The 13,718-nt window shown below is 66.5% G+C and carries 5 protein-coding genes; all 5 read left to right on the top strand.

Annotation, left to right across the window (positions count from 1 at the left end; genetic code table 11):
* The first annotated feature begins 41 nt into the window (after window positions 1-41).
* The 5 genes from MRBLMC3_RS10795 (at window position 42) to MRBLMC3_RS10815 (ending at window position 13,638) form a co-directional block, all read left to right on the top strand.
* Window positions 42-1,844 (top strand): ShlB/FhaC/HecB family hemolysin secretion/activation protein, encoded by a 1,803-nt coding sequence (locus MRBLMC3_RS10795; RefSeq protein WP_363828480.1) that lies wholly within the window; start codon window positions 42-44, stop codon window positions 1,842-1,844.
* Window positions 1,844-8,341, top strand: a complete 6,498-nt coding sequence (locus MRBLMC3_RS10800; RefSeq protein WP_363828483.1) for a beta strand repeat-containing protein — start codon at window positions 1,844-1,846, stop codon at window positions 8,339-8,341. Before MRBLMC3_RS10795 ends, MRBLMC3_RS10800 begins: the two co-directional genes overlap by 1 nt.
* A 111-nt stretch (window positions 8,342-8,452) precedes the next feature.
* The gene (locus MRBLMC3_RS10805) at window positions 8,453-9,841 is read left to right on the top strand and encodes a multiheme c-type cytochrome (RefSeq protein ID WP_363828486.1); all 1,389 of its coding nucleotides are present in this window, start codon (window positions 8,453-8,455) and stop codon (window positions 9,839-9,841) included.
* Window positions 9,838-11,811: a heme-binding protein gene (locus MRBLMC3_RS10810; protein WP_363828489.1), complete on the top strand. Its 1,974-nt coding sequence runs from the start codon at window positions 9,838-9,840 to the stop codon at window positions 11,809-11,811. The genes MRBLMC3_RS10805 and MRBLMC3_RS10810 overlap by 4 nt, the downstream gene beginning before the upstream one ends.
* A 3-nt stretch (window positions 11,812-11,814) precedes the next feature.
* Window positions 11,815-13,638, top strand: a complete 1,824-nt coding sequence (locus tag MRBLMC3_RS10815) for a hypothetical protein (RefSeq protein ID WP_363828492.1) — start codon at window positions 11,815-11,817, stop codon at window positions 13,636-13,638.
* The last annotated feature ends 80 nt before the right edge of the window (window positions 13,639-13,718 follow it).

Consider the following 13,718-nt stretch of genomic DNA (forward strand, 5'->3'; position numbering starts at 1 on the left):
CCTTGGACCGTTTGGGGACAGATATGGGGAACAAGGGGCACATGCGGGCTTCCGCCTTGAGCGGATCGGCGGCGGCGCTGGCGCTGGCGCTGATGCTGCCGATCGTCTTGCCTGTGGCGGCGGCGGCGCAGGTCGCGCCCCGCGCTCCGACGCGCGAGGAACTGACACGCGGGCAGTTGACGGACGAAGCGGCGAATCGGGGCAGCCGCCTCACTGTGGTCGGCGGCGTCGAACGCGCGCCATGCCCCCTGGCCGATCCGCGCTATGCGAACGTTCAGGTCAATTTCGCCGATGTCCGTTTCGAGGGACTGCGCATCGTCGATCCGGCCGCGCTTGAGGATAGCTGGCGCGAATTTGCCGGGCGCGAAGTGCCCATAGCGACCTTGTGCGAAGTGCGCGACCGGGCCGCAACCATGCTGCGGCAGATGGGCTATCTGGCGGCCGTGCAGGTTCCGCCCCAGCGCATAGAGAAGGGCGGGACCGTTCGCTTCGACATTTTCATGGCCCGGCTGGTGGCGGTGGAGGTGCGCGGCGACGCGGGCAACAGCGAAAGGCTGATCGCCGCCCATATGGAAGCGTTGAAGGGTCAGCCGGTCTTCAACGTGCGGGACGCGGAACGGCATCTGCTGCTGGCCCGCGACCTCCCAGGCTATGATGTTCGCCTCGCCCTGCGCCCCGCGGGCACGGCGCCGGGGGAAGTGGTGGGCGAGGTGCAGGTGGTGCGCCAGCGCGTTCAACTGGACGTCAATGTCCAGAATTACGGCAGCAACGCCGTCGGCCGCTTCGGCGGGCTGGCGCGGGTGCGCTTCAACGACATGACCGGGCTGGGCGACAGCACATTGTTCAGCATCTTCAACACCGCTCAACCGAGCGAACAGACGGTGCTGCAGGTCGGACACAGCATGGCGCTTGGCAGCGATGGGCTGCGCTTGTCGGGCGACCTCACTTACGCCTGGAGCAAACCGGGGGTCCGCGGCGTGCCGCTGTCATCGGAAACCATGATAGCCACGGCGGCGCTCGCCTATCCGCTGGTGCGGCGTCAGGCGCGCACCCTGCTTGCGACGGGCGGCCTGGAGGTCGTCAACCAGGATCTGCGTTTCGGCACCGCCACCCCAAAGATACCGCTGTCCCGCGACCGGCTGCGCGTGCTGTTCCTGCGGCTGGAGGGGGAATTGATCGATCCTGAGAGCATTGTCAGCACGATCGGCTATTCCGGCGTGGAGCCTCGCTGGCGGCTGGGCGGGATGGCCGAGCTGCGCCAGGGGATCGAAGGGCTGGGCGCGAGCGAAACCTGCGGCGCGGCATTCGTCAACTGCGCCTTCCCCAGAACGCCGATCAGCCAGTTGGACGGCGATCCTTCAGCCTTCGTGCTGCGAGCGAGTGTCCAGGCGGAGTATCGGCCGCGCCCGGACCTGACCTTCGCATTGTCGCCCAGGGCGCAATATAGCCCTGACGTGTTGCTTTCCTATGAGCAGATGAGCGCTGGCAATTATACCGTCGGCCGCGGTTATGATCCCGGCGTCATCACCGGCGACAGTGGCCTGGGGATCGGCGCGGAACTGCGCTACGGGCGGATCACGCCACGGGAGCCGGGCGCGATCGCGCTCCAGCCCTTTCTTTTCTTCGATGCCGCCTGGATGTGGCATCACAGCGCCAATTTCGCCGGGCTTGATCCGCAGAAACTCTATTCGGCGGGCGGCGGTCTGCGCGCGACATGGGACAATCATGCGCGGCTCGACCTGACGGTGGCGACGCCACTGCGCAAGGCAGGTTTCCAGACCGACAGGGGCGCCACGCGGCTGCTCCTTTCCCTGACCACGCAAATCCTGCCATGGAGGCGTTGATGAGGACGAAGCATGGCGCTTTCTCGCTCTGGACATTGCTGGGCCGCACCAGCGCGGTTGCGCTCGCGGTCGGCCTGGGCGCCGGCGCGGCAGTTGGCCAGAAAGCGTTTCAGGGCAGCTATACGCCAAATCCCGACGTCTATATCTCGCAGGGCAGTTCCCCTGGAAACGATGCGATCTCGCTGAACTCGACGCAAGCGGTCATTGACTGGACGCCCGATGACAGGGGAGCGGCCAGCGCCGGCACGATCGACTTCCTGCCTCAGGGCAGGACAGTCACATTCAGCTCTTCCAGCGACTTCACGGTTCTGAACCGTATCCTACCCCTGGATGGCAATGGCCTGCCCGTATCGCGCGTGATCGCGCTCAACGGCACGGTGCAGAGCCAGATCGTCGGCAGCCCGCCCACCACCGGCGGATCGGTCTGGTTCTATGCGCCGGGCGGCATCATCGCAGGCGCCAACAGTGTCTTCAACGTCGGGTCGCTGGTCCTGACCACCAACGCGATCGACACAAGCAACGGACTTGACAGGAACAATGTCCGTTTCGCTGGTCCGGCGGGCAGCACATCCTCGGTCGAACTTCTTCCGGGCGCTCAGGTCAACGCACTTTCATCCGGCAGTTATGTGGCGCTGGTCGCGCCGCGCGTGGTGCAAGGCGGAACCGTCAACGTCAACGGTTCAGCCGCCTATGTCGCCGCGGAAGCCGCCGATATCAGGATCAACAACGGCCTGTTCGACATCGCGATCACGGCCGGCACCACTGATGCCAACGGCGTCGTCCACAGCGGCACGACAACGGGCCCGGCCTCGACCGGGGGTACCGATCTGCAGCGCGTCTTCATGGTCGCGGTGCCGAAGAACAATGCGCTGACCATGCTGCTGTCGGGCAATGTCGGCTATACGCCCGCAACGTCGGTGACGCCGGACGGCAGCGCCATCGTCCTTTCCGCCGGGTCGGACATCGCCCATGACGCCGGCGGCAACCTGATCGTGACGCGCAATGCCACCGCGACGGCCGCCGCAGGTTTCAGCATCGGGTCAGGCGACTGGCAAAACGACGTGACCGGCGCGGCGACCGGCGACATCGTCATCCGCCCTGCCACGGTCACCCATTTCCTGGGCAATGTCGCGCTTTCCGCCGAACGCAGCATCACCCTGCAGGCCGACCAGTCCGGCACGATCACCGTCGACCGCGACATGAACCTGAAAGCCGGCAACGGGGGCACAGGCGGGCGCATCGACCTGCTGGCCTTCGGCGGCAGCGGCGCGCCCTCCACCAACGGACAGATCGGCGTTACCGGCACTCTCAATCTGGATGCCAGCGGGGATGGCGAAGCGGGCGTCAGTTCGGTACCCTTGGTCGGCGGCGACGCCAATGGCGGCATCATCAATCTGATCGCCACCGGCGGATCGATCACCGCCGCCAGCCTGACGGCAAATGCGGTGGGCTATGCGGGTTATGGCAGCGACAGGTCCGGCAACGCGACAGGCGGATCGATCACCCTTTCGGCACTGACCGCTGCCGGGCCCTCCGGCACGGAAGGAGGGAGTCTGGGCTTCGGCAGCACCACGCTCGACGCCTCGGCGGGAACGGCGTTCCAGGTGTCGGTGCCGCCGGTGGACGGCGGCAATGCCGTTGGCGGCAGCATCGCGATCAACGGCACGTCCGGCGCCTTCATACAGGGTGGCCTGGATCTGGGCACCGTTCGGGCCACAGCGCAGGCGACAGGCGGCATCGCGAGCACGGGCGCGGCGGGCAGCGCGACGAGCGGCGATATCCGGGTCGCCATATCCGCGGGCAGGCACGATTGGACAAGCTTCTTCGCTGACGTCAGCACCGCGCCGGGCTATGCGACGGACGGCGGCAGCTATGGCGCGGCGATCCCCGGCACAACCGGCATCGACATCGACGTGGGCGGCACGGGCAGCCTGAACATCCTTACATCCGTTTCGCTCTACGCCGATGCGACGGCCTATGGCGGAGGGGCGTCGGGCGGCATGCTGCGGGGCGGGCGGATCAACATTTCGGCGCATGATGGCGGAGGCCTCGCGATCGCGCAGGACCTGTTCGCCACTGCCGACGCCTCGGGCTTTGCCGCCTTTGCGGGATCGACCTTCCTGACGCCGCGCACCGCCGACGCCCTTGGCGGAAGCATCACCATCGGCGCTGCGGGCGGCAGTTTCAGCGCGGCAGGACTCTATGTCAGCGCGGGTGGCTTTGCCGGCGATGCGCCCGGCCTGGCGGGCAGCGGGACGGGTGGAAATGTGGCCCTGTTCGCCAGTGCATCGAGCGGGCAGCGTGGCAGCTTCTCGCTCAGCGACTGCCCCAACTATTCGTGCCGGATCTCTGCCAATGGCGGGGGCGCATCGGGCGCGAACGGATCGAACGGCACGGGCGGATCGGTCCTGCTCTATGCCAGCGATGGCGACTTTTCGGCGCTGGGCGACATGACGCTGCAAGCCAATGGCGTTGGCAGCAGCGCAGCTTCCGACGGCGTCGCGGGTCGCGGCGGCGACGGGCTGGGTGGCAGCATCCTTGTGGAAAACCGGGTCGGCTCGGCGGGCGACGGCGCTCTTCGCTTCGGCAACCTTTATCTGTCGGCCGAGGGTGCTTCGGCGCCCCCGATCGATGGCATAACGTTCAACGGCGGCGATGCCGGCAATGGCACGGGCGGCACGATCAACGTCAACATATTGGCGGGCAGCCTGACGGCCGATCTGGTGGATGCGAGAGCGAACGGCGCTGGCGGCGCCGCCGGCGAAAACTGCCTTATATGCGAGGGCGGCGGCACAACGTCCTTCCGTGCAGGCAACGGGCAGGGCGGTACGGCAGATTTCCTTATCGCGGGCGGCGGTGCCACTCTCGGCACGCTGCTGCTGAGCGCGCAGGGCACCGGCGGGGAGGCGGACGGTGCGAATAGTCCATCATCAGCCGCGGCGATCGCGGGGGCGGGCCTTGGCGGCAACGCTGCGCTGCAATCGCGCGGCGGGACGCTGGGACTGACGACACTTGCCATCGATGCGGGCGGCGCCGGCGGCATGGGCTATCCGGTCTTTCAGGCCGACGGCGCGGATGGCGGAACCGGCACGGGCGGTACTGCCGGGTTGTTGTTGGCTGCGGGAAGCAGTGGGGCCGTCACGATCACGGGCGCGGCTATCGTCCGCGCAACGGGCAAGGGTGGCGATGGCGCGGAAACCGGCGCCGACGGCGCCGGATTTTATCGCGCCGGCGCAGGCGGTCTTGGCACGGGCGGGACGGCGGACGTGACGCTGGCGGGCGGCGTGCTGACCGCGCCGTCGCTGCTGATCTCGGCGGAGGGCATGGGCGGCGCGGGCGGCAATAATGGCAGCGACGGACCCGGCGCGGCGGCCGGCGACGGGCTGGGCGGCACGGCAGCTTTTTCCTATCTGAACGAAGGCCATGCCATTGGCGCTGTCACCGTCGATGCCGACGGGATTGGCGGTCAGGCGGGCAATAGCGGCTTCAGCAGCTTCGACAATAATGGCAACCCGATTTTCTTCTACGGCACTACGGGCGGCGGTGCGGGTGGCCGGGGAACGGGCGGCAGCGCCGCGATGCTGGTCGACGTCGATCCCCTTTTCGCGAACCTGACCGTCAGCGCCGACGGCATCGGCAGCATGGGCGGCGGTGGCGGGACCGGCGGCGCGGGTGGCTTCGGAATGGGCGGCGCCGCGACACTCGGCCTCTCATTCGGCGCGACGACAGTGAGCGGGACGCTGCGCGTCACCGCTGCCGGTCTGGGCGGTACAGGCGGCACTGGCTATGATGGCAGCGGCGGGCGCGGCGGCGATGCATTCGGCGGAAGCGCGTCGCTGGGTCTGACCGGAGCCTCGACCCTGCTGGATGCCGGCGATATCGGCGTGTTGGCGGAAGCGATCGGCGGGGCTGGCGGCCAAAGCGGCGTGCGCAGCGGCGCGGGTCTTTTGGGGGCGGACGGCGGCAATGCGACCGGCGGCGCGGCCTTGTTCGCACTTGGCTCCGGCGCGACGGCGACAACCGGATTGGCGCTGCGCATCAGCGGCGATGCGACGGGCGGCGATGGCGCTCTTGGCACTGCCGGGCCGGTCGGCGGCAATGGTGGAGCGGGCGGCAATGGCCTGGCTGGCTCGGCGACATTACGGATTGCGGATGCACGCATTGTGCTGGGCGGCGCCCTGCCTCAAATGCCCGCTTACAGCATCACCGCAAATGGCCAGGGCGGGCTGGGCGCCGATGGCAGCGTGGGTAGCAATGCGGGCCTGTCCGGCGGCCTGGGCGGCAACGGTGGAAACGGCGCGGGCGGCCTTGCGGCGTTCGATTCCAGCAATGGCGATTATGTGCTAGGCGGCATGACCTTGCGCGCGGACGGACAGGGGGGACTGGGCGGGATCGGCGGCAAAGCGCCGGGCGGCGCCTCTGCCGCGGGCGTCACCGGCCTGGGCAGCGGCGGCACCGCCAGCTTTGCCAATCGTGATGACGGCTTGCTGTCACCGGGCGCGCAGCGGTTGATCGACGCATTGTTGATGAGCGCGAGTGGAGACGCGAGCGGTCTCGTCAGCCTGACCGACGGCAGCACGGCCACCAATGGTGGACTGAGGGTCACTGGATCGGCCCGGCTTTCCAGTCTCGGCATCCCGACCGCCGGCTTTTCGGGCGTTTCCGTGGGCGCGACCAACCTCGTGCGGATCGGTGGCAATGCCGACTTCGTGAGCGACGGGCCACTCTCCTTCGCTTTCGCCGGGGCTGGCGATATCATGGCGACCGGTGCGCTGACGGGCGTGTCGGGAACACGCATCGATTTCAGCCATGTCGGGCGACCGCAGGGCAGTGACAGCCTTTTTGCGGACAGCATCCTTTTCACCGCGCCGGGCAACATCACCATGTCCTCGGCGGGCAGTCTGCGCGCGGTCAACGATCTGACGATCCTCAGCGCGGCGGGCAATATCAATCTCGCCGCCGGCAGCGTGCTGACCGCTGGCGGAAATCTGACGCTGTCCGCGCAGGGGATCAACGCCGCCAGCCTGGTTGCTGGCGGTCAGAGCCTGCTGGATGCGGGCGCCGGCCGCCTGGTGGTCAGCGATATCGCATCGGCGGGTCCGATCACCGCGAGTGGCGGCGCGGTCAGCCTTGGCGCGACGGGCGGCATGACGATAGCGCAGGCGACGGCATCGACAGGAGCGCTGCTGCTGAAAGCGGGTGGCGCTCTGTCCATCGCCGACGCCAGTGCTGCAACCGGCATGACCCTCTCAGGCGGATTGATCAATGCGACCCGGCTTTCTGCCGGAGATTCGCTGACGGCCACGGCTGCTAGTTCGGCAATTTTCGGCGATGTGATATCGCTGGCGGGCGACATCCTTTTGAACGGCGGCGGCCTGCTGACGCTGACCGGTTCCGCATCCGCCCGGACGATTACGATCGGATCGCGCGACATTGTCCTGGGCGGTTCGGCCCAACTCGGCAGCGTGAACAGAACGAGACAGGTCGTTTTCAATGCCATCAACCTGCAGCAGCCGGCCTATATTGGCGGAAATGACGTCGCTGGAACCTACAGCCTGTCAGCGGCGGAACTGGCGCGGGTAACGGCGACGCAGATCGCCTTCAATGCCCCGGCGCGCAGCGTTGCGGGATCGCCGGACATCATCGTGCAGGACCTGACACTGGGCGCGGCCAATCTGGCGAGCGGCGGGATGCTGACGATCGGCACCAGCGGGCATCTGCGCGTCCAGGGCGCGGTGCGGCTGATCGGGCGATCAGGGCAAGGAGGGCTGGCCCTCACGGCAGGCCGACGGCTGGAAATCATAGCCGGCGCCGGCCTGATCGACATCAGCGACGGCAATGGCGCACTGGGCGGCGTGCTGACGCTCGACAGCCCAATCATCATGGCGGCATCTCTGTCGGCCATAGCGGACATCGGTTCCACAGGATCGATCACCGCCAGGGATTTGCGCCTGGCGCAGAATGACGGCCCGGTCGACGATGCCGGCATCCTGCGTGCGGGAACAATCCGGGCCAATGCGTCCCAGGCCTTCTTCATCCAGAATAGCGGCCTCTCGGTAGCGATCCCGGACCGGCGCGGATTCACGGCCAATAATCTGGTGATCGGTTCGCAGGGTCCAGCTTTGCAGATCGCCATCAACGGGCGTCTGGCCCTCTCGACGGGGGCGTTCGCGCAGGGCCTGGAAACGATCCCGCTGGTTGCGGTCAACGGCGGCTATGCCTTGGGATCGAGGATCAACGGTTGCCTCATCGGCAGCCCGGCTGCCTGCACCAGCGTCAGCTTTGACAGCCGCGACACATGGAACGGCGTGCTGGACCCTTCGGTATCGGTCAGCCGCATCTTCACCCTGTCCCTGATCGAACTGCGCGACATCGTCGCACAGGGCTATCCACCCCTGATTGACGAACCTGTGACAGGTGCGGGCAATGAGGATCTTTGGGAACGCTCCTGCGGTGGACCTGACGAAGCGGGCTGCGGGGACGGTGGTACGCACTGATCGGGCGGCGTGGGCAAAACGTGATTGAAACAACGGGTTGATCCCGTAGAGAGAAATGCGCGGCTGACGCAGGGGAAACTGCCCGAATCAGCCTGCACGGGGGCGTGACAAATGAGGGGCAAGGTCGGGGTGATAGGCAGGTCCTTGGGCGGGATGGCGCTGGTCGCCATGCTGCTGGGATGGCTGCTGCTGTCCGCTCTGCCGGGTGCAGGTTCGGGTGTGGCGGATGCCGCGTCGGCTGTTCGCACCTATACTGGCGTCGCTTCCTGCGCCGGTTCCACCTGCCACGGCCGGATGGAAGGCGACGGCAAGGTCGTACGCCAGGATGAGCTTATGCGCTGGCAGGAGCCTTCGACGCCGGGCGGCGCCCATAGCCGCGCCTTCGCGGTGCTGAACGGCACGCGGGGGCGACAGATCGCGGCGACGCTGGGACTGGGCGACCCGTCCTCTGCGCCCGCGTGCCTTGGCTGCCATTCCACGCCGGCCGCAGCGCGCGGCACGCGTTTTCTGGCGCAGGACGGCGTCGGCTGCGAGGCGTGCCACGGCGCGGCAAGCGGCTGGATAGCGTCCCATTACGCGGTGGGCGCAAGCCATGCCGCCAATGTCGCAGCCGGCATGACCCCACTAGACCAGCCGGAGACGAGGGCATCGGTCTGCCTCGACTGTCATTTCGGCAGTGCGCGGGACGGTCAGTTCGTGACGCATCGGATCATGGCGGCAGGCCATCCGCGCATCTCCTTCGAGCTCGACCTCTTCTCATCGATGCAGGCGCATCATGATGAAGATGCCGATTACGCACGACGCAAGGGGCGAACCGACAGCCTGAAGCTATGGGCGGTCGGGCAGGCGATGGCCGTGGAACGCGCCCTGGCCCTCTATGCCGGCACAAAGGGCATGGAGGGGACTTTCCCCGAATTCTACTTTTTCGATTGCCAGAGCTGCCACCGCCGCATCTATGACCAGGCGGAACGCAGCAAGACCTGGGAAGCCAATCCGGGCCGCCCGATCCCGGCAGGCATGCCCCCCTTCAATGACGAAAACATGATCCTGCTGTCCGCGGCGGCGCGCGTGGCAGCGCCGGGACTTGCGGGGCGTTTCGACGCCGACAGCCGATCGTTCCACGCGGCAATCGCGCGGGATCGCCCTGCGGCGATAGCTGCCGCTGGCAAACTGGCAGGCAGCGCGCGGGCCCTGGCCGATGCCTTTGCCGCTGGGGGAATGCGGGGCGACATGGCCTTCGCCATCGTGCGCGAGATTGCGGGCAGCGCCATATCGCCGCGCTTCACCGATTATGAAGGATCCGTACAGGCCGTCATGGCGATCGATACATTGCTCAACAGCCTGGTGAAATCCGGACGCGTCACCGTGGGCGCCGCGGCGGGGATCCGGGCGGACGTCAACCGCGCCTATGCCGCGGTCAAGGAACCGAACAGCTATCGCCCTGGAGATTTCCGTGCATCTCTTGGCAGCGCGGCGCGCGGTATCGGGGCGCTGCAATGAGTGGCAGGCTCCACCGGTTGAGCGCCCTGGCCGCTGGCGCGGTACTGGTTCTTGCCTCCTGCGGCGGCGGTGGAGGAGGGGGTGGCAGCGGCGGCGGTACGTCGACCCCTGCGCCAACGCCGCCACCGTCCAGCCTCTACGCAGCGCCTGCGCAGGAGTCGCTTACGATAGCGGACGTCGAAACCGTAGTGGCGCATGCCGTTGCGGAGGCGAAGGCGCGCAATCTGCCCGCCGTGGTCGCGGTGACCGACCGGGTGGGCAATGTGCTCGCGATATTCCGCATGGCGGGGGCACGCGCCAGCGCCATCACCAGCGCGGCGCCCAATGGTGATAATATCGACGCGCAGAACCTGACCGTTCCCGCCGAGGCCGGCGCCATCGCCAAGGCGATCACCGGCGCCTATCTGTCGAGCGGCGGCAACGCCTTTTCCACCCGCACGGCGAGCATGATCGTGCAGCAGCATTTCCCGCCGGCACCGACCACCGCCGGGCTGGAAAGCGGGCCGCTGTTCGGGGTGCAGTTCAGCCAGTTGCCCTGTTCCGACCTGTCCGCGCGCTTTGTCTCGTCCGGCTCACAGGCGATGATCGGGCCGAAGCGCTCTCCATTGGGGCTGGCAGCCGATCCGGGGGGCTTTCCCCTCTACAAGAATGGCGTGGTGGTTGGCGGCGTCGGCGTCATGGCGGACGGGGTATACGGCTCCGACAGCAATGTCCTTGATGATGATAATGATCCAGAGGAATATGTCGCGCTGGCGGGAACCCTGGGGTTTGAAGCGCCCGAGGCTATCCGCGCCGATCGAATCACGGTGGACGGCACTTCGCTGCGCTATTCCGATGCAGCCTATTCCGGCCTGATCGCAACGGGTGCCGTGAGTTTTGCCGCGATCAACGGAAGCGAGGGTTCACTGGTCGCGGTGCGCGGCTATTATGGTGATCCGGCGCCTGCGATCCTGCCCGGCGTCGCCTATGGCACGGAGGCGTCTGGCATCCGGCCGGCGCGATCAGCCGAATTTTCCAATATGGACGCCTTCGTGCTGACGGACGGATCGGGCAATGACCGCTTCCCGATACGCGCCGGGACCGACGGTGGCGATGTGGCGCAGCCGCTCACTACGGCGGAAGTGACCGCGATCCTTGAAGAAGCCTTCGCCGTCATGAGCCGGGCCAGGGCGCAGATCCGCCAACCGCTGGACAGCCGGGCGCAGGTGACGATCAGCCTGGTCGATACGCGCGGGCAGGCACTGGGGATCGTCCGATCGCCCGATGCGCCAATCTTCGGCACCGACGTCAGCCTGCAGAAGGCGCGTACGGCGGCTTTCTTCTCCGGCGCCCATGCGGCGGCAGACCTGTCGGCGAGCAGCAGCGCCGATGTCGCTGCCTTTGTCGGCAAGGCGCGGACGTTCCTCAACGATCCTTCCGCGCTGACCGGGCAGCATGCCTTTACCGACCGCGCCAATGGCAATCTTTCCCGACCCTATTTCCCAGATGGGGAGGTCGGGCGGCCGAACGGACCCTTTTCGCGTCCAATCGCGCAGTTCAATCCCTTCTCCACCGGCCTGCAATCTGCGCTGGTGGTGGGCGACCTTGCCGCGCATCTCGCTTATGTGACGGGCGCGAACGCAACCGACACGCCCCAGCGCTGCTCGGCTGTCCCGACCGTGTCCAACCGGAACCGGGTGCAGAACGGCATTCAGATCTTTCCGGGTTCCGTACCCATTTATCGCGGCAATGTTCTGGTCGGCGGCATCGGTGTATCGGGCGACGGCATCGATCAGGACGACATGATCAGCTTTCTTGGTCTGCACAATGGCGGTGCGCGCGTCGGCGGGATCGGCAATGCGCCCGCCGCGATCCGCGCTGATCAGATCGTCGTCGATCTGGGCAATGCGACGGTGCGGCTGCGCTATGTAAGCTGTCCCTTTGCGCCGTTCCTTGCCAGCGCATCGCAAAATGTCTGCGCGGGGCTGTAGGGCATGGGTCTCGTCTCCCTCCTGCCCCTGTTCGCGCTGGCGCAGCCGGGCGAGCCGGTGCCGCCGCCTCCGCCGGACAATTGGCAGGAGATACTGGACGCCGATGGGCAGTCCATAGAGGGCCGCCGTCGCCCCGGATATGAGGCGCCGTTGCCCGACGCGGTGACGCAGGACAACAAGGGCGCGGTCCGCGCGCCTCCGCCAGAGGCCTTTCCGACCGACCAGGTTCCGATCCCGGACCGCTGGCGCCTGATAGAGAGCCTGGGTGTGGTGAAGGAGCGCTGGTTCGATCCCTATAACCAGAACACGCTGAAGGGCGACAGGCCGATCGACCGCGAAAAGGTGAAATGGCTGCCGATCAAGGGCGACGACTGGTTCTTCGTCGCCAATGCGGTGAGCGACACGGTGCTGGAGCCGCGGACCTTTCCGATCCCGGTCGGGGTGCAGACGACGGAACGGCCGGGCAGCATCGACGTCTTCGGCAAGGACGCGAGCTATGTGTTCAGCCAGACCTTCATCGGCGGCGTGGCCCTCATCAAGGGGGCGACCGCCTTCAAGCCGCCGGAGATCGAATATCGCCTGACGCTGGCGCTCAACGTCAACCATGCGGACGTGCCTGAGCGGCGCGTGCTGTTCGTGCAGCCCTCCCGGCCGTCCCATCGTACCGATCATTTTCTGGGCGTGCAGGAAGCCTTTGTCGACTATCACCTTGCCAACACGTCCGATCGCTACGACTTCCGGTCGTTGCGCGTCGGCATCCAGCCCTTTCAGTCGGATTTTCGCGGTTTCCTGTTCAATGATCAGCAATTGGGAATCCGGTTGTTCGGCAATCGCGACAATAACCGCTTCCAGTTCAATCTGGCTGCCTTCTGGCGATTGGAGAAGGACACTAACAGCGGACTCAATTCGGTTGTGCAGTCACCGCGTCGGGACTGGATATTCCTGGCCAATCTCTATCGCCAGGACTTCCTGATCCCTGGCCTCACCAGCCAGATCACCGCCGTTTACAACATGAACCGCGAGAAGCGGGACATCGAGATCGACGATAACGGCTTTCCGGTCCGTCCGGCGCTGCTCGGCGACCTGCGCGGGCGGGAATATGATGTCGTCTATCTGGGATATAATGCGGACGGACGGATCGGGCGGGTGAACCTGACGGCGTCGCTCTATGGTGCGCTGGGGGAGGACCGGAACAGCTTCTTCACCTCGCGTCCCGCGCAGATCAGGGCGTTCTTCGCGGCGGCCGAAGCGAGCATCGACAAGGACTGGATGCGGTTCCGCATCTCAGGCCTGTACGCCAGCGGCGATGGCAATCCTCATGACAATCGCGAAAACGGGTTCGATGCGATTTTCGAAAACCCAGTCTTTGCGGGAGCCGACACCAGCTACTGGATCAGGCAGTCCATTCCCTTCGCCGGCGGCGGGCGCGTCATTGGAGTCAACGGACGGAACGGAATCTTGAACTCCCTGCGCTCCTCGAAGGAACAGGGCCAGTCGAACTTCAACAATCCCGGCACCATCCTGCTCGGCGCCGGCGGCGACTTCGACCTGATGCCGGAACTTCGCCTGTCGGCCAACGCCAACCATCTATGGTTCCAGAATACGGCAACGCTCCAGGCGCTGCGCAATGAGGGCAGCATTCCCAGGTCCATCGGATGGGATCTGTCGACGGCTGCGATCTGGCGACCCAAGGCGACGCAGAACATCGTCTTCCGCCTGTCGGGTGCAACCCTGTTGCCCGGCGCGGGATTTCGCGACCTTTTCACCAACAGCGAGCGCAACCGAAACTATTATTCGGTGCTCGCAAATCTGATCCTTAGTTACTGATGCGCTGGCCCGCCGCCTCCCTGTCGCATTATCGTGCTCGCGCGAAGGCACGCGCCGCGGTCCGACCCGGGAACAGGATT

Origin of the sequence: Sphingobium sp. LMC3-1-1.1 (assembly GCF_040676285.1) — a bacterium.
GTDB lineage: Bacteria > Pseudomonadota > Alphaproteobacteria > Sphingomonadales > Sphingomonadaceae > Sphingobium.